Annotated in this window: 16 protein-coding genes, 2 tRNA genes and 1 pseudogene; 12 read left to right on the top strand and 7 right to left on the bottom strand. The window is 63.7% G+C overall.

Features of this window, described 5'->3' with window-relative positions:
• The first annotated feature begins 46 nt into the window (after positions 1-46).
• The 3 genes from MRBLWO13_RS01805 to MRBLWO13_RS01795 all read left to right on the top strand — a co-directional run bounded on the left by MRBLWO13_RS01805 (position 47) and on the right by MRBLWO13_RS01795 (position 1,607).
• Positions 47-131 (top strand) — tRNA-Ser (locus MRBLWO13_RS01805).
• A gap of 59 nt (positions 132-190) precedes the next feature.
• Positions 191-1,426, top strand: coding sequence for an LCP family protein (locus MRBLWO13_RS01800; protein WP_341976058.1), 1,236 nt, complete (start codon positions 191-193; stop codon positions 1,424-1,426).
• 89 nt (positions 1,427-1,515) lie between these two features.
• Positions 1,516-1,607, top strand: a tRNA-Ser gene (locus MRBLWO13_RS01795).
• 13 nt (positions 1,608-1,620) lie between these two features.
• Here the strand turns inward: MRBLWO13_RS01795 and MRBLWO13_RS01790 are convergent.
• Both MRBLWO13_RS01790 and MRBLWO13_RS01785 read right to left on the bottom strand, forming a co-directional pair.
• On the bottom strand, positions 1,621-2,778 hold the full coding sequence (locus tag MRBLWO13_RS01790) for a site-specific integrase (RefSeq protein WP_341976057.1): 1,158 nt from the start codon (positions 2,776-2,778) through the stop codon (positions 1,621-1,623).
• A 369-nt stretch (positions 2,779-3,147) separates the two neighbouring features.
• Positions 3,148-3,726 carry a hypothetical protein gene (locus MRBLWO13_RS01785; protein WP_341976056.1) on the bottom strand — a complete coding sequence of 193 codons (579 nt, stop codon included), beginning with the start codon at positions 3,724-3,726 and terminating at the stop codon, positions 3,148-3,150.
• Between the two features lie 352 nt (positions 3,727-4,078).
• Between MRBLWO13_RS01785 and MRBLWO13_RS01780 the strand changes: the two genes are divergently transcribed.
• From MRBLWO13_RS01780 to MRBLWO13_RS01770, 3 genes are read left to right on the top strand one after another with little or no spacing between them, the layout of a single operon-like run.
• Complete coding sequence (locus MRBLWO13_RS01780) at positions 4,079-4,405, top strand: glutaredoxin family protein (protein WP_341976055.1); 327 nt, start codon at positions 4,079-4,081, stop codon at positions 4,403-4,405.
• Entirely contained in the window at positions 4,392-5,297 is a 906-nt protein-coding gene (locus MRBLWO13_RS01775) for a hypothetical protein (RefSeq protein WP_341976054.1), read from the top strand. Before MRBLWO13_RS01780 ends, MRBLWO13_RS01775 begins: the two co-directional genes overlap by 14 nt.
• Positions 5,294-5,572 carry a hypothetical protein gene (locus MRBLWO13_RS01770; RefSeq protein ID WP_341976053.1) on the top strand — a complete coding sequence of 93 codons (279 nt, stop codon included), beginning with the start codon at positions 5,294-5,296 and terminating at the stop codon, positions 5,570-5,572. Before MRBLWO13_RS01775 ends, MRBLWO13_RS01770 begins: the two co-directional genes overlap by 4 nt.
• A gap of 219 nt (positions 5,573-5,791) precedes the next feature.
• On the opposite strand, the gene MRBLWO13_RS01765 is transcribed toward MRBLWO13_RS01770, so the two are convergent.
• The 4 genes from MRBLWO13_RS01765 to MRBLWO13_RS01750 form a co-directional block, all read right to left on the bottom strand.
• Complete coding sequence (locus MRBLWO13_RS01765) at positions 5,792-6,961, bottom strand: ATP-binding protein (protein WP_341976052.1); 1,170 nt, start codon at positions 6,959-6,961, stop codon at positions 5,792-5,794.
• A gap of 113 nt (positions 6,962-7,074) precedes the next feature.
• On the bottom strand, positions 7,075-8,088 hold the full coding sequence (locus tag MRBLWO13_RS01760) for a zeta toxin family protein (protein ID WP_341976051.1): 1,014 nt from the start codon (positions 8,086-8,088) through the stop codon (positions 7,075-7,077).
• The gene (locus MRBLWO13_RS01755) at positions 8,085-8,306 is read right to left on the bottom strand and encodes a hypothetical protein (protein ID WP_341976050.1); all 222 of its coding nucleotides are present in this window, start codon (positions 8,304-8,306) and stop codon (positions 8,085-8,087) included. Before MRBLWO13_RS01755 ends, MRBLWO13_RS01760 begins: the two co-directional genes overlap by 4 nt.
• A 519-nt stretch (positions 8,307-8,825) precedes the next feature.
• Positions 8,826-9,176 carry a hypothetical protein gene (locus tag MRBLWO13_RS01750; protein WP_341976049.1) on the bottom strand — a complete coding sequence of 117 codons (351 nt, stop codon included), beginning with the start codon at positions 9,174-9,176 and terminating at the stop codon, positions 8,826-8,828.
• Positions 9,177-9,711: 535 nt separating this feature from the next.
• On the opposite strand from MRBLWO13_RS01750, the gene MRBLWO13_RS01745 reads away from it, so the two are divergent.
• From MRBLWO13_RS01745 to MRBLWO13_RS01725, 5 genes and pseudogenes are all read left to right on the top strand, one after another.
• Entirely contained in the window at positions 9,712-10,035 is a 324-nt protein-coding gene (locus tag MRBLWO13_RS01745) for a helix-turn-helix transcriptional regulator (protein ID WP_341976048.1), read from the top strand.
• A 53-nt stretch (positions 10,036-10,088) separates the two neighbouring features.
• Positions 10,089-10,488 (top strand): annotated as a pseudogene (locus tag MRBLWO13_RS01740) (electron transfer flavoprotein subunit alpha/FixB family protein); the annotation flags it as partial.
• 527 nt (positions 10,489-11,015) lie between these two features.
• A complete protein-coding gene (locus MRBLWO13_RS01735) occupies positions 11,016-11,693 on the top strand; it encodes a LuxR C-terminal-related transcriptional regulator (RefSeq protein WP_341976047.1) in 678 nt (225 codons plus the stop codon).
• A gap of 68 nt (positions 11,694-11,761) precedes the next feature.
• Positions 11,762-13,207: an MFS transporter gene (locus tag MRBLWO13_RS01730; protein ID WP_341976045.1), complete on the top strand. Its 1,446-nt coding sequence runs from the start codon at positions 11,762-11,764 to the stop codon at positions 13,205-13,207.
• Complete coding sequence (locus tag MRBLWO13_RS01725) at positions 13,204-14,502, top strand: amidase family protein (protein WP_341976044.1); 1,299 nt, start codon at positions 13,204-13,206, stop codon at positions 14,500-14,502. Before MRBLWO13_RS01730 ends, MRBLWO13_RS01725 begins: the two co-directional genes overlap by 4 nt.
• 43 nt (positions 14,503-14,545) lie before the next feature.
• Here MRBLWO13_RS01725 and MRBLWO13_RS01720 read toward each other — a convergent pair whose 3' ends face one another.
• The gene (locus MRBLWO13_RS01720; protein WP_341976043.1) at positions 14,546-15,292 is read right to left on the bottom strand and encodes a winged helix-turn-helix transcriptional regulator; all 747 of its coding nucleotides are present in this window, start codon (positions 15,290-15,292) and stop codon (positions 14,546-14,548) included.
• 140 nt (positions 15,293-15,432) lie between these two features.
• Between MRBLWO13_RS01720 and MRBLWO13_RS01715 the strand changes: the two genes are divergently transcribed.
• Positions 15,433-16,218 (top strand): MBL fold metallo-hydrolase, encoded by a 786-nt coding sequence (locus tag MRBLWO13_RS01715; protein WP_341976042.1) that lies wholly within the window; start codon positions 15,433-15,435, stop codon positions 16,216-16,218.
• The last annotated feature ends 21 nt before the right edge of the window (positions 16,219-16,239 follow it).

Genomic DNA, 16,239 nt, shown 5'->3' with positions numbered 1-16,239 from the left:
ATGGAACTCGGCTAGACTCACGCCTTGTCGGTAGATGCATCTATCGGGAGGGTTGTCCGAGCGGCCGATGGAGCTGGTCTTGAAAACCAGTGGGCAGAGATGTCTCAAGGGTTCGAATCCCTTACCCTCCGCAGAATTGAGCACGGTGTAAGCCCCCAACGCACCGCATGCAGAGCCGAAAGGTCCCCGATTGAGCGAGAACACCCGACGCCGTCGCACCATCGCGCGGCATGGTCAGTTGCGTACGCCCAGCACGGCCTCTCAGCTGCTCAAGCTCATCGGCATCGCGATGGCGGTGGTGCTGGTCAGCGGCATCGGCGTCGCGGCGTATGTGTTCTACGACCTCGCCAGCACGGTCACGGCGAACGCCGTCGAGCTCGAGGGCCAGGAGGAGCTCCCGCCGGACATCGGTGCGTACAAGGGTGGATTCAACCTGCTCCTCACCGGCGTCGATACCTGTGAAGAGGCGTACAAGCAGTACTTCGGCGAGCGTTGCTCGGGTCCGGATTCGGAAGGCACCCTCAACGATGTGAACCTGCTGATCCACGTCTCCGAGGAACCCCGCCGCATCACGGCCGTCAGCTTCCCGCGCGACCTGATGATCCCGATCCCGGAGTGCGTGGATGCCGACGGCGACGTCCGCTCCGGGATGAGCAAGCAGCCCCTGAACACGGCGTACACCGACGGTGGCCTCAACTGCGTCGTGAAGACGATCTCCGCGCTCACGGGCCAGGAGATCCAGTTCGCGGCATCCGTCACGTTCGGTGGCGTGATCGAGATCACGAACGCGATCGGCGGCGTCGACGTGTGCCTCGCCAACCCCATCCAGGACGATCACACCGGCCTCGACATGGCGGCCGGAAACCACACGATCCAGGGGATCGAGGCGCTGCAGTTCCTCCGCACCCGCCACGGCGTCGGCGACGGCAGCGACCTCGGTCGCATCGGCAACCAGCAGCAGTACATGACGAGCCTGGCGCGCAAGATGATCAGCGGCGAGACGCTCGGCAACATCCCGGTGATGCTCAAGCTCGCGACCACCGGCGTGAAGAACCTCGAGCCGAGTCAATCGCTCGCCGATCCGATGAAGATCGTGCAGATCGCGCTCGCGGTGAAGAACGTGCCGTTCCAGGACATCGTCTTCCTGCAATACCCGAACGTCACGGACTACGACGACCCCAACAAGGTCATCCCGGACGAGGAAGCCGCGGCGGCCATGTGGGACGCGATCAACGCCAATTCGCAGTTGCAGATCACCCACGTGAACACCGACAGGGACGGCGTCGTCGTGACGGACCCGCCTCCTGGCGAGACAGATCCGGCCGCGACGCCGGATCCGTCGCAGCCCGTTGTGGCGCTGCCGGACTCCATCAAGGGCAACTCCGCGGCCCAGCAGACCTGCTCGAACGGCAACGTCCGCGAGTAGCGGCCAGCCGCGGGAGGGCGCCGGTTCGTGCCCGCCCGCGGGAGCAGTTATGATTACTACGTGCATCCGTGCTTTCGGGTCGGATGCCTGGAGACGTCGCATAGTCCGGCCTAGTGCACCACCCTGCTAAGGTGGAGACCCCTCACGGGGTCCAGGGGTTCAAATCCCCTCGTCTCCGCCATAAAAAGTCCTGATCAGAGCATGCTCTTGTCTAGCTGGATCTCGCTCAGCGCAGCTCTTAAATTCGGATCCTCAACGTGCGATGCGTACTCAGCGCGAACCGTCTGAAGACCATCCAGATGCTGGAGTGCGGCGATCTCCTGCCTTTCGCCCAGCACGTGAGCGTAGATTCTCAACAGAGTCGCCGCGTTCTTGTGCCCTAGCCACTTCGCAACCTGGTGCACCGGGATCCCAGCGCGTAGCCAGCTCGAGGCTGCGTAATGCCTGAGGTCGTGGATCGTGTGGCCGAACGAGGTCTCGCTCCATTTGACGTATCGGCGGAAGAGATTCCCTCGGAGTTGCTTGCCGGTCTTCGAGACGAACAAGTACTCGCCGGGCTTACGCTCGCCGGCGTGTCCACGCGCAATCTCAAGTGCGCGTGCCGTGAGCGGCACTGTGCGGGTGTTCTTCGTTTTCGTGCCTTTCTCCTGGTATCCGTCCGACTGTGCACGCGAGATTCGGATGCCCGGGAACGGCACCTCCTGCAGTCCGCGGATGCGGCTGGCGCGGAGCTCCGACCATCGGAGGCCGGTGAGGCTGATGAACTCGGTGACGTCGGCCATGCGCAGATTCAGATTGCGCTGCAGCGCGAGCGTCTCGGCGAGCTCATCGTCCGTCGGCGGATTGACCTCGTCGTCGCGATCGTCGCTCTGCTCGCCGGCAGGCATGGGTACACCGCGGACCGGGTTTCGTAGGCGCATGCGTTCGCGAACCGTGTACTGGAACAGCGCACTGAGCGTGGTACGGGCGCGCGACACGGTCGAGTACGCTTTCGTCTTCAACTCGTTGGTCAGGTGGGTGAGGATGTCTCCCTCGGAGATCGCGCTGATCGGGAGCCCCGCCCATCCCTTCGGGGTGTTGGCGAGGTTGTCCCGATCCGTACGCCAGGTGTGCGGGGCCACTTGGCCCAGACGAGATGCCAAGAAGTCTTCAACAACCTCGGCGAATGACTTTGAGCTCTGCGCCGGTGGCATGAACTCACCGAACTGGATTGCTCGGTACTGATCGCGCTCCCAGGCCTCCGCATCGGACTTGCGGCGAAAGGTCTCCATGGCAACGATGCGGCCGTGTTGCTTGATCCGCACCTGATAGCGCGGGACACCCGATTTGGTGCGGCGGGTTTCGATGCTCATGGTTCGATCCCTGCCAGTCGAAGGATGTCAACGCGGCGGTAGACCCGGCGGTGCTCGGTCAAGACGATTGGTTCAATCGGTGCGTGGCCAGCCAGTGCAAGAGCCCGCAGAGTCGTTCGATGAAGTCCGAGCCGTGCCGCGGCTTCGGATTCGGAGTAGAAGAGGCACTCCAGGCGGTCTCCATCGCGCGAAGTGTTGCCCTTCGCGGTGGTGGCGGCCCTTGATGATGCAACGGTCTTGGTGCCGCGGTGGTGCTGGGGCATGATGATCTCCTCTCGCTTCTCGAGTCAGGTGAGCAGGGCGTTCGCCGGCGCGGGCACGGGAACGCTCACCAATCCGCAATTGGTCGGTGCGGGTGTGTGGAGGAGGTTAGGCATTCGCCGGTCGGCCGACGTTTGACGTCATGCCGACCAGCCAGCCCGCCGCGCGAGCCTTCTGGATCCAGTCCGAAGCAGTCCGCTCCGGAACATCGAGTTCCAGGGAGATCAGCTTGACGGGCGGGAGATCCGCGAGTGCGGCCGTGCCGTACAGGATCTCGATCACCTCCCAGCGCTCATCCTTCATGCCTCTCTTCACGACTGCCTGAGCCATCCACGGCGGCAGAATGCGACCGTCGACTGTCGTGAGGTCCGAGACTGTGGTCCACTTCGCACCGGGGCTGTCGTCGAGCAGTAGGGCGATGCAGTGGGGGATCGCGACCTGGAGGATCGATTGCGGTGCCGCATGCTTCAATCGATCCTCGCTGAAGTCCGATGCCACTGCCCGATTGAGGATCGTCGTGATGACGTAGCGGTTTCGATCCTCGAGGTAGTGCGCCTCAATGGTGGTCTCGACGCCAGCCGCTTCATCAATGGCGGTTGCTACGAAACCTGGCGCGATGCGCAGTGCGGACCCAACGACCTCAGTGGCATCCGTCGCAGCCATCTTCCTGCCGTCAAGTGTCTTCACGTCGACCTTCACCCCCTTATTTTGCCTTATCGCACATGCGTTCCGCAGATTGCTCTTGACTGACTATACGACTTAGGAGTGTACTGATGTCAAGTGCTTTTTGAGTTCCGCATTTATTGGAGGTCATGCTCATGCGGATTGTCGCCATCTCGAACCAGAAGAACGGATCAGAGGATCTGGCGCCCGGCCCATCCGGCCCCCCGCGGCATACTGTTGCTGGCTCTAGCTCTGGGTGGAGCGCCACTCAACGGCGGCGCAAGAGGGCCCGCGACGCTTGGGAGCAAGGTGCGCTACCACTCAGGCTGCCGATCGAAGCGCTGACGCATTCCGTCGCCTCGGTGAGGGGGTGGCGATGACCACCGTGACTGTGTACTCGACAGGTCCCGCATGTATCCGCTGCACGCTGACCTGCAAACGCTTGGACGCGGTCGGCATCGGACACACGGTGATCGACATCACACGTGATGCCGACAAGGCGATCCGGGATTTCCTCACCGACGAGCTCGGTTACTCCGAAGCGCCCGTCGTGATCGTCGACGACGAACCGGAGCATCACTGGTCGGGATTCCGCCCCGACCTCATCGACGCTCTCGCCGTCCACGCCAGGAGAATCGCGAGTGAACAGCTACAGGTCTCCTCGGCGGGCCTGACGAGGAAGGCAAGCCATGTCCGACGATGATGACGCCCTCGAACGCATCGAACACGAGACCGAGGACGTGCGGGTGAAGATCGCGCACACCTACCACCAGCTCTACTTCAAGAAGCAGGCTCGAGTCGAAAGCCGCCGCGCCTACGCGCGTGACTACTACGCGGAGCACCGCGAGGAGCTTCTCGAGAAGCAGCGTCAGTACCGGGTCGCACAGCGTGCCCGCGACCCGGAGCGGTACAAGGAGTTGCGGCGGGGGAGGGCGAAGCGCTGGAGGGAAGGGCACAAGGAGCGAGAGAACGCCAAGAACAGAGCGAAGTACCGCGCCAATCCGCTCCGTGAGCTCGAACGGCGGGCCAAGTACTACGCCGAGAACGCTGATGAGATCAAGGCCCGGCGCCGTGCCAGGTACGCCGAGAACCGGGAGAAGGAAATGGCCAAGCAAACCGCGTGGCGCGACCGTGAGAAGCGCCGCCGCGAGTTGGGGTTGCCGGTGCGCCGGCTGCACGTCAGTACCGCGGATGACGTCGCCGCGAATGATGCGGCGGCGAGCGCGTTCTTCGCTCAGACGTGGGGCAAGCGCGCGATCAACCGCATGGTCAAAGGGCCGCCAACGCCGCCCGAGCTCTTGGCCGCCTTCAAGCGGCAGAGCAAGCGGATCCGCGCCGCAGGCATCCTTGCTGACAAGCGGGAGGTCCTGGAGCGGCTCGAGAAGGAACTCGGCCGCAAACCTCCGGGCCCGAAGCCGACGCCGAAGTCCAGGCGCAGCGCGAAAGAGATCGAAGAGGTGCGCCTCGACGCGATCGGCAAGCGGATCAACGATCAACTCCGGCACCGCGAGCCTCCGCGACATCCGCACCACCTCGACCCTGCGGCACCGCACCCGATGCTGCAACCGAACCAGACGATGGGAATGAACCGATGACCACGACGAACGCCGTGCCTGCAATCGACCAAACCGACGTCGAGGCGACCCTCTACCGGGTCGCGGTCTCCTCATTCACCTACTATCCCGACAAGGAAGCAGAGGAGCCCGGCTACACGCTCGACGAAGACCAGGACTGGTGTCTCGCGCCGCTTGCGGGCCTGCCAGCGGGGCAGCGAGATCAGTTAGGAGCGGCGATCCGAGTGATGGTCACCGAACCTACCGCGAACCGCCGTGAGTTCATCGCGATGCTCGCCGACCTCGCGGAGGAGTGAGGCGATGTGTCCTGCGCGAGACGGTTGCCGATGTCGGGCAGGCGTCTTTCCTGGTGGCTCATCGTAGCTCCCTGCGGGGTGCTCCGTTCCGGGCTTTCGCGGCATATGCTCCCTCGCTGCGCTCGGTCCGCTATTTCACGGTCCCGGCACTGCGCACCCCTCCGGTCGCGTCCGTAGCCACTTACCAGGAAGCCGACGCAAGAGTGGTCAGGATGCGATCTACAGCTCGATCTGTCGTCCGATGAAGGCGGCCATCCCTGGGACGGTGAAGGCGACGACGCCGTGCTCCGGGGCGAAAACGAGGCCCTTGCTGATCAGCGCGGCACGGACGGGGCCGATGCTCTTCGGTTTCTTGCCGAGCCGGGTCGCGATCTCTCCGGAGGAACTGCCGTCGTCGCCGTCGGCGGCCATCGCCCTGAGATACTGCTGCTCGGAAGGCGTGGCCCTGTCCCAGCGGACCCGGAAGAATCCGCTGTCGAGCTGGTTGTTTCCCTGGAGGACGCCGATCTCGGCATCCCGCGCGGTGATGGTGGATCCGGGTGCTGCGTTCCAGGTCTCCTGTCCGTATTGCTGGATGAAGTACGGGTAGCGGCCGGATGCTGCGACCACGACGTCGACGGCATCATCGTCCCAGGATGCGTCTTCGTGCGCGGCGGGAATTGTCAAGGCCTCGGCCACGACGCTCTGGTCGATCTGGTGGATCCGCGAGTACTGGAAGCGTTCGGCGTACGACTTCGCTTCGGCGAGGATTCGCGGCAGACTGGGCAGGCCCGCAAATGCGAACAGCGCAGGCCAGTTGTCTTGGGCGGCCGCGTGGGCGATCGTGCAGAGTGTGACGAGCTCGTCGACGGCGAGGTCTTGCGCCTCGTCGACGAGGATTGCCAGGCCGACGCCTTCTTCCTCGGCTGCGTCCGCAAGATCGTGGATGAGCTTCTTCAGGTCGGTGTCCAGAATGCCGGTGTCGGCACCCCCGCCGGGCGTCCCGGAGAGGTCGAGTCCGAACGTCCACGTCCCGGTGGTGTCGTACGAGGTCTTGAAGCTGACCGCGGTCTTGAGCGCCTTCAGGAGCCGCTTCCCGGAGGAAGGCCGTGCAAGATCCGCGAGAGGCGCGTACAACGCTTCACCGAGCAGCTCGCGCAGCGGCTTACCCGACCCGGCCTCGATCTGCGCAACGATCCAATCCTTCTTGAGCGCGTTGCGCCGGAACTCCGAAAGCAGCACCGTCTTCCCCACACCGCGCAACCCGTAGAGCACGAATGGCTGATCGGTGCGCCCGAGCTCGGCGCGCTTCAATGCGATGGCCCACGTCTGAAGCGCATCGTCACGTCCGACAAGCGCGGCCGGTTTGCGACCCGCTCCGGGTGAGTAGGGGTTCCGTACGGGATCCATCTGACGCCTCCTGCTGACGAAATCGAGGGAAGCCTAGGGATATCTAGTCGAGTCTAGCGAAATATTAGACTCGGTTAGACTTTACTAGATTTCCCTAGTTCGACTCGCAGGCCTCAGCGCGACAGCCCGCCATGCTCGGGGCCACCCGGCACCAAGATCGGCGTCGCAGCATCCACCGCCTCCTCCGTCCGCAACGAACGACGCAGCAGTTCGAGGCGCGCGGATACTTTCTGCGCCATCACCATCGCGAACTTCCCGCCCGTGGGGACGTGCAGTTCGGGGATCAGCTCATCCAGCGCAATGGCGTGGAGCTCGACGAGCGACTCGGTCACGCCGCGCGACAGATCACGTCTGGAGGTCGCGAAGTCGGTGACGTGGTGCAGTTCACTCAACCACTGCGTCGCATCGAGTCGGCTCATTCGGGCAGATTGCGCAGCCGCCAGTGCCGCGTCAGCGCCGGCGAATGCATCTGTTGCTCCCGCGCGTTGCGCGTCGAAGGCCACCCGACCGCCGCGTCCCAGCACTGTGAGGCGATCCACGGCTGCTGACTCTTCGATGGCGGGAACGAGCGATCGTGTAGCGGTGAATCCGCGATCATGCGCAGCCAGGCTTGTGTACTGCGCAGGAGCACCCGCATGCACCTCGCGCAAGTATCGCGACACAACGCACATCAAGCTCTCGGCGCGTCGCGAGGCGACGACGACGATGCGCGTAGCGAATCCTTCTGCAGCGAACCGTGCCGCCGTGGCTAGGGCGATCGACGGGTCTTGGAACGCTCCCTCAAGGAGCAACGAGCGATGGTTCTCACGGGCGAATCGGACGCAGTCGCGCACCCATCCGGCGGTGGCGCGAGAAAGGGCCGCGGATGCTTCAGGGGAGCGAGAGGCAGCGAGCTCGAGAAAGCGCGGATGGAACGCCCCAAGGTCGTCCGCGTTCAGCGCCGCGACGTCGGCCCCGTGTTCTGCGATCAGTTGGCCCGTTGACCGAGACCTACCGGCTCCGGGCTGGCCGATCAGCAAGACGAGCGTCGGATCATCGCTTGAGACTGCGGGCGGGAAGTAGAGCGGCAGGATGTCGCGCCGCAGAACTTCCTGATGGTTCTCGTTGCTGAGCTCCCAGTCGCTCACGACGTCTCCCCAGTGAGTTCGTGGGAGCGGGTGTTGATCCGCTCTACCAACGCTGTGACGGCGGCGCGGTCGTACGCGTCGACGGTGAGAACGTCGTCCCGCCAATCTGCGATCTCGGGCGTAATGCGATCGGCCGCTCGAGGGTCGAGCCCGGCTGCTCGAAGCAACAGTGCAATCAGCGTCGTCGCAGACTCCCGCATCACGTCATACGTGACCACGTCGTCTGCTCGCCATGCCGAGATCCGGGACAATCGTGCCTCCTGGAGGCCAGATTACAGTGCGAGGTGTTGTGTACCTCGGTCACAATGGCTCTCTGGAAGAGCCAAGCGACTCGGCGGCTGGCGGCGAGGTTGCCGGTGCAGAAGAGCTAATGACGGACGTACGGAGCGCGGGCAAGCCGCGCACAGCAGACGGCGGTTCGCGTCGTCATGAGTAGACGAACGACGAGACTTCGCTAATGTACGGGACATGGCCGTAATCAAGGGGGAGTCGGCTCAAGCCAAGGGAGCGGACGGCGCAAAGCGCGCGAAGCGTTGGCTTGAGTCAACTACAAGAGTCAACGCACACTGGGTAAATCCGAACCTACCCGCCGTGGAGAAGCTGACTTTCGCGTGGCCGCACGGAGGGCAGACGTTCTCATTCGACCTCGGAGGAACGCTCAAATACGGTGACTATGACGGTCACATGTTCTTCGCCGAATCGAAGAACTACGACGCCCCGAACGATCTGCGCGTCCACTACTCGCAATTCCTGGTGGCCACCACCCGACCGTCCTCATTCGCGAGCGAGTCCCACTCCTGCTGGGGGAGAACCACTCCCTGGCGCATTAATCCTTGTGAGTCGGTCATGGCGGTGAGTTGATCAGCTTCGGAGTTGAATCGGGTGTCGGGAGTGAACCACGTGTCGAGGTAGTCGAGCCACGCTTCACGCTCGCCCTTCGTCGTGTCGAATGTGGATGCTGCTTCAAGCGCGGCGCGGATGTATGTCTCGGGGTCCGTCGTGATCGGCTCCGGTCGCCAGCCGTGGTCCATGACGGTGGGATCGACGGACTCCTCACCATCCGGACTCGTCGGGGGAGTGGGCTGCATTGTCGGCTTGCCGGTTGGATCGGTCGGCGTCGGTGGACTCTGAGTGAGCATGGAGCCGATAACGATCGCGACGATGCCGGCGACCAAGACCAAGCCGCCAATGACTGCCCACGTCAGCCCACGCCTCCCTGACTGTGCGCTCGCCATTATCGTCGACCCCCCTGATCCTCCAGGATGGCGACCGTGCACGGACGGTACGGCTCGCGCGACGGTTGCCGTGCGGGAATTCTACGTACGAGGCGAACCAGCGTGTAGCGACTTTTGGCCAGAATGTGGATAACCCGGATGCAGTCGGTTCTCATGCATTCCATGTCCCGGGGCTTTCGAGCGGCGTTCAATCCGGGACGCTTGGCCTGGATCTCTGGGGACACCTCTTCCGCAGTCGACGCGCCGCAGGTGGTGGGCTTGGAGCCCAACGCCTGGATCGCGCGTGTCGCCGACATGGCCATACTGTATAGCAGTATGGTCGCGAAGTACAGGTCTAAATCGGATGGTTTGCTAGACCTGTCGACGGGCAGTGCGAGAGAATCGGAACATGCCACGACTAGCCCAGCCGGCGGGATCAGAAGACGCCCAGGATCCGATCGCGCTCCTCGGTAACCTCGTCAAGGTAGCGATCCTTCGGTTCCTCCGCAGCAACCCCGACGTCACGGTCGGCCCGATCTGCGACGCTTTGGCGCTCGGGCCAACGACGATTCAGCCGCGTCTGAATGAGCTCGAGGCTGCGGGGCTGGTGATTGCTGATCCACCGAGTTCGGCAGGGGGATCTCGCAAGGGTGTGTGGGTCAAGTACCGGGTGAACAACGAGGCAGTGACGGATCTGTACCTTCGGCTCGGACTCGCGATCGGGGAGTTCTGATTGCGGAGTGGGACTACGCGGCGCTCGGGGACGGCCGGGCGGTCGAAGCGGTCGAGGTCGCATCGTGGCGCCCCGAGCTGCGTGGCGCGACCAGAGCCGTATCCGGAGGCCGCGGGCTGGCGTCGAAGAAGAAGATCGTGCTCGTCGAGGAGCTCGCCGACGCTCTCTGCGCGGCGGTCGGCGCTTCGCGCGCGGCCGTCGATGCCGGGTACATCCCGCAGTCGCACCAGGTCGGGCAGACCGGCGTCTCGGTGTCGCCGCGGCCGTATGTCGCACTTGGCATCTCCGGCGCGATCAAGCATCGCGCCGGAGATGCCGACGTCGAAGACGATCGTCGCGATCAACAAGGACCCGGAGGCGCCGATCTTCGAGATGGCCGATTTCGGCATCGTCGGCAATCTGTTCACGATCGTCCCGCAGATCATCGCCGCGCTCGAGTCGCGGAAGAAGTAGCGGTCGACATGGCAGAGCGAATGCTGCGGCGGGGCCTTCCCCGTGTGGGCGGCGGCGAGCCGTGGCCGCCGGCCGGTGCCGTCGCCGATGGGGCGGAGGACGCTTCGGTGGCGACCTCCAGCGTGACGGTGTCGGATGCGGCGACGACGGCGCCGTCGGTCGCCCCCGAGTGTCACCTCTCCGATTCTCCACGACATCTCCGCAGCAAAACGCTCGAAGACCTGGCCGCCACGTGCGGCATCGCCGCGGATGGACTTCGTGGACAGGTCTCGGCCTTCGATGGTCAATCGGCACGCGGGGAGGACCCCGGTCACCGGCGAGGGTCGACGGCATATGCGAGGTACGCGGGCCTGGTCCCACGGTGTCGCGCGTACGAACACATATCAAGAAGCCGGACAATCCAAGCGAGGTTGCCTGCTCGCCGTCGGTGCTCGAGCGCTTGCGCGAACAAACGTCCTATCTCCTCGCGAGCTCGAGCAGTAGGATCGGTTCGACTGGGGACCAAGAGCCGGCAAAAGGCGGTCGTGATGGACGTGGCTTGGGAAATTATGGAGGTCGCCGTTTCCGCCGAGCGACTTGAGGAGCGGCGTGAGGCGCTCGGCCGTTTGTTGCTTCGCGCGCTGCGAGCGGACTCATTCGTCTCCTACCGACTCGATTCTTCTGGACCGTACGCGGATCCGGTTGACGTGAATCTCGGTGCAGAAAGGCTTCGCGCGTACGACACTCACTACCGGCACATCGACACGCTTACGCCGCGGATGCTTCGAATGGGAAAGGCGTCGGCGATCACGCTGACTTCCCGGATCAACGACGAGTTTGCGCACGACTTCCTGTACAGCTCGGGGATGCACCACGGCCTGAACTATTTTCCGAAGAAGCCCGAGGTGGGATCTCTGGATCTGCGCGTCTGGAGATCCCAGAGCGGGGGGAGCTTTTCTCGCGATGACGTGCGCATGCTGCAGGCGGTCGGGGACGTCGTGCATCGGCTCTGGGAGGACCCGCCTCTCACGCTCATGCCTCTGACATCGCGCGAACATGAAGTGGCGAGGCTGGTGGCCGAGGGGCTGAGTGACCGTGCGATCTGTCAGTCGCTCGGGATATCGCTGCCGACTCTGAGGACTCACCTGACTCATGCATTTGGAAAGACGGGTGCTCCGAACCGGGCGGCACTCGCGACGTACGTGGTGACGCATCGTCATAAATGACGATGGTGGCGGTTGCTGGTACCGGTAAGACTCCTCTCGACAAAGATCGCGAGCACAAAGGAGTCTCCATGTCCCGAGTCGAACCCCGCACCACGCAGCCTCAGGTTGCGTTGCTGTACCGCATCGACCGTTTCCCTCGCTGGGGGTTGAGCAGTCTTTCCGTGCTCACGATCGGACTGGGCATGTTGTTCGTCCAGTACGACATCTTCAATATCAACGTCTCGTTCGTGCAGACGTGCGCTCAGATCATCGGAGGGTGCACGCCGGCTACGGCCGACCAGTTCATCGGACTGCCGATCTTCCTCAGCCTTCTCGGATACGGTGTTGGCGCTCTCGTGCTCGGACCGCTGTCCGACCGCTTCGGACGCCACCGGCTCCTCATCATCGCGATGATCATCACCGGTCTCGGATCGCTCTACTCCACGTTCTCCATCGATGAGACTCATTTCGCTCTCTCACGAATGATCACAGGCATCGGCGTCGGCGCCGACCTCGCGATCATCAACGTCTACGTCAACGAGATCTCCCCACGTCGGATGCGCGGTCGCTATACCAGCGTGCTCTTCTTCATGGCAGCTCTCGGATCGGCGCTCGGGATCTGGCTCGGTCTGTACCTCACCACCCCGATGACCCCCTGGCCCCAAGGTCTGCCCGTCGCCATCGCCTCCGACAGCTTCACCACAGGGTGGCGTTGGGTCTATGCGGTGGGGGCGATCCTCGCCGCATTCTCCCTGATCCTTCGACTGGCGCTACCGGAATCCCCGCGCTGGCTCATCGATCGGGGCGACCACGGCGAGGCTGCGCGAGTCATCGGGCGCATGGAAGCGATCGCCACCCGACGTTCCCCCTTGCTCCCAGAGGATGCCATCGCCATCGCGCCCCCCGAACCGACGATCAGCACGCTGAGCGCGATCCGAGAGCTGCTCACATCCCCGCGGTACCTCTGGCGGCTCGCCGTCATCGGAGCGACATGGCTGCTTGGCTACATCACGATCTATTCTTTCGCCGGCGCCTTTACCTCAGTACTCGTCCGCCAGGGATTCACGCCAGCTGAGGCCGGAATCGTGTCTGCTGTCGGACTGAGCGGTTTCATCGCGGCCGCAATCGTCGCCCGGTCTGTCATCGACCGAGTCGAGCGCAAGTGGTGGATGCTCATCGGCAGCCTCATCACTCTCGTAGGCGTGCTCGTCACCGCGTCCGGGGGGGACCAGACCTGGATGATGTTCCTCGGTGCTGTGATCATGTTCTTCGGTCAGAACGTGTGGGTCCCAGCGCAGTATGCGCTCACTGCAGAAAGCTTCCCCACACGTTTCCGGACCACGGCTTACGCGCTGGCCGACAGCGTCGGCCACGTCGGCGGGGGCCTCGGTGTGTTCCTGCTCGTCGGAGTTCTCTCGCAACTGCCGCTACTCGGAACCCTGCTGGGTCTTGTCTCGTTCCTCGTCGTCGGCGGGATCATCAATCTGCTCGCTCCGCGGACTCGCGGGCGCACGCTCGAGGAGATTTCATCGTGATCCGACCCGCGCCCGTGGATGATGTCGTCGCCGGAATGTGGACGGAGATCGCCGATCAAGAGTCGCTCGACGTACAGACTCGCTCCGGTCCCGTGAGCTCCTTCGGGTTGGCGGTGAAGGCGAATATCGGAGTCCGCGGCTTCTCACGCTCCGCCGGATGCCGGATCCTCGACGTGCGTCCGGAAGACTCGGATGCACCGGTCGTTGCCGCGTTCCGTTCGGCGGGTGCCGTCGTTCTCGGGATGACGAACATGCACGAGCTCGGTCTCGGGGTGACCTCCGACAATGCCGTGTACGGAGCCGTCCGGCTTCCTTCGAACAACGCGTACTCAGCGGGAGGATCTTCCGGGGGAAGCGCCGCGGCGGTCGCCAGCGGAGTGGTGTCTTTCGCTCTGGGAACCGACACAGGCGGGTCGATCTCGATTCCCGCCAGTCACTGCGGCGTCGTCGGGTTCCGTCCGAGCACCGGAAGATGGCCGACGGCCGGGCTTGTGGGCCTTTCGTGGACGCGGGACACCCCTGGGGTTTTCACCACATCGGTAGACGATGCGATCCGTGCCGATTCGTGGGTCACTGGAAGCGTCCGCGGTGTCCATAGCGGACGAGTGCGCCTCGGTGTTCCTCGCGAGCTCATCGCAGACTTGGCCTCCCATACTGGTCTGGCCTTCGCCGCCGCGCTGGAGCGGCTTTCCTCCGTTGTCGAACTGGTGGAGGTGTCATTGGCATCGATTCTGGATCGAACTCGAAGAGCGGAGCCTCTCATCGTGGGATGGGAGTCGCGACGAGAGCTGGCTCGTGCAGCAGCCGACGCCTTGGGGCGGGATCCTGAGGCGGCCTTCACGACGCTGGCTGCGCGGGTGGCGAGTCCAGACGTCGCGGCCCTTCTCAACCAGCAGCTTCTCAGCCCTATATCCGCTGACCAATATGCCTCGGCTCAGCGGGACACCGTTGATGCACGGAGGCTGACAGAGCACCTCTTCGCATCGAAAAGGCTGGACGGCCTCATCTTCCCGACCACTCCGACCTCGGCGCCATTGATCGGGGCCAGTGCGAGCATCGAGCATCTCGGTCATCAGGAAGCGTTGTTCGGACTGTATACGCGAAATACCGGCCCGGGAACGATGCTGGGAACGCCCATGGTGACGGTTCCGCTACCCAGAAGCGATGACGAGACCCCAGTGGGGGTCACCATTCAAGGTCTTCGTCACGGCGATCAACATGTTCTTGCACTCGCCGCCGCACTGGAACCGCTCCTTTCGAATCCCGCTGTTCCGGCGTACGCGATCTCCGACTAGAGGGAGGAAGAGGGTGGCGCCGGACGTAAGACCCGGCCACGAATCAACGGTATCCGCGCACGCGTTCCGAGATGCGTTCGGCGAAAGGGCTGAACGAGAAGAAATTCTGGAATCTCCTTTCGAGAGCGACATCCCCTTCAAGAGAGATCTGACCGGTGCTCAGCGCATGCTCGCAGGAGACGTAGCCGTAGGCGAGTTGATACAGAACGCCAGGGTTTGCAATCACCACGAGATCGGCGGGAACCTGAGGAGGCCCGAGACATACAGAACCGCGGTTGTGGGAGTCGAATGCCATCCAACCGCACGACGGTTCGGATTCCGGGAATCTGAACTCCATCGAGAGGCCTCCCTCAGGAAGCGCAGTGAGGTCGATCGAACGGAACATGTGCCACAGCGCAGCTGAAGGATCCTCTTTAACGGTCTCCATGTCAGCGATCGCGGTCTGTGGGAGTCGCCAATCGATGGCCCAGTTTCCCAGGGCTATGATCACGGGTTCGAGAGCGACAGCCGCGGGTGTGAGTCGATAGCCGACACCGTTAGGAGAGTCCGCGTCAAGTCTCGTGACGAGCCCGTCGCGGGTCATATCCCGCAACCGTGACGCGAGCAGGGTTCTTGAGATCGACGGCACGCCGCGGTGGATGTCGTTGAATCGGATGCTCCCCGCGAGCAGCTCTCGCACGATTAGGAATGTCCACTTGTTTCCGACCAGGCGAGCCGCTATCGAGACGGGACAGTAGTCAAGGGATGGTCCCGGGAAATCCGCTTCCTCAGTCTCGTCGCTGTGCAACATGGCCACCTCCGAGGGTATTCGCGGACGTGCCGCGTCGTTCGAGGTCGGGTACACGATACCGCGACGCAAATCGGTAAACCGGGTGCGTGGTCCAGATCTTGTACTGGCGCGGCGGACCGAGATCTCGATTGTCTAGGACAATGACAACCACATTCACGCTTGTCGGCGGCCCCACAGGGATTCTCGAGCTCGCTGGCCTTCGCATCATCATCGACCCGACATTCGACGAGCCGCGGACCTTCACGGGCCCGGGCACTGAGGGTACTCGGGGCATCACGAAGACGGAGGGACCTGCTATCCCCGTCGATGAGATAGGCAGGATCGATATCGCCCTGGTGTCTCACGACCAGCACATCGACAATCTCGACGAGTCCGGACGCGTCCTCCTGCAAGGCATCGAGAACGTATTCACGACGGATGTCGGCTCGGGTCGTCTCGGCGGCGGTGCCGTCGGCCTTGACCACTACAAGTCGGCCGCGATCGAGTTGCCCGAAGGGGGTGAGCTCACGATCACGGGGGTCCCCGCCCACCACGGCCCCGATGGGGTGCGCCAGAACGCCGGGCCGGTCACCGGGTTCGTGCTGCAGGCCGAAGGCGTGCCCACCGTGTACGTCAGCGGTGACAACTCGGATCTCGAGGTGGTAGCCGAGATCGCTCGCCGCTTTCCCGCGATCGACGTCGCCGTGCTCTTCGCAGGAGGGGCGAAGTTCGAGGAGCTGGGTGGTGCGTACCTCACTCTTAGCAATGAGGCGGCCGTCGAGGCAGCCAAGCTCATGCCGGCTGCGATCGTCGTACCGGTCCACGCCGACGGCTGGGCACATTTCAGTCAGACGGCGCAGGGGCTCGTCGAGCTCTTCGCCGCCGAAGGCATGCCTCAGCGGATCGTCGCCCCGAGTCCGGGCCACACAGTGACGTTGCCGGTCTGATCATCGCCTCCGTCCGATCCG

Source organism: Microbacterium sp. LWO13-1.2 (assembly GCF_038397725.1).
GTDB lineage: Bacteria > Actinomycetota > Actinomycetes > Actinomycetales > Microbacteriaceae > Microbacterium.
This window is presented reverse-complemented; position numbering and strand designations above follow the sequence as displayed.

Coding starts and splice junctions, on each gene's coding strand:
- MRBLWO13_RS01790 (WP_341976057.1), bottom strand. CDS start 2,778: ATGAGCATCGAAACCCGCCGCACCAAATCGGGTGTCCCGCGCTATCAG.
- MRBLWO13_RS01780 (WP_341976055.1), top strand. CDS start 4,079: ATGACCACCGTGACTGTGTACTCGACAGGTCCCGCATGTATCCGCTGC.
- MRBLWO13_RS01775 (WP_341976054.1), top strand. CDS start 4,392: ATGTCCGACGATGATGACGCCCTCGAACGCATCGAACACGAGACCGAG.
- MRBLWO13_RS01770 (WP_341976053.1), top strand. CDS start 5,294: ATGACCACGACGAACGCCGTGCCTGCAATCGACCAAACCGACGTCGAG.
- MRBLWO13_RS01765 (WP_341976052.1), bottom strand. CDS start 6,961: ATGGATCCCGTACGGAACCCCTACTCACCCGGAGCGGGTCGCAAACCG.
- MRBLWO13_RS01750 (WP_341976049.1), bottom strand. CDS start 9,176: ATGCAGCCCACTCCCCCGACGAGTCCGGATGGTGAGGAGTCCGTCGAT.
- MRBLWO13_RS01745 (WP_341976048.1), top strand. CDS start 9,712: ATGCCACGACTAGCCCAGCCGGCGGGATCAGAAGACGCCCAGGATCCG.
- MRBLWO13_RS01735 (WP_341976047.1), top strand. CDS start 11,016: ATGGACGTGGCTTGGGAAATTATGGAGGTCGCCGTTTCCGCCGAGCGA.
- MRBLWO13_RS01730 (WP_341976045.1), top strand. CDS start 11,762: ATGTCCCGAGTCGAACCCCGCACCACGCAGCCTCAGGTTGCGTTGCTG.
- MRBLWO13_RS01720 (WP_341976043.1), bottom strand. CDS start 15,292: ATGTTGCACAGCGACGAGACTGAGGAAGCGGATTTCCCGGGACCATCC.
- MRBLWO13_RS01715 (WP_341976042.1), top strand. CDS start 15,433: ATGACAACCACATTCACGCTTGTCGGCGGCCCCACAGGGATTCTCGAG.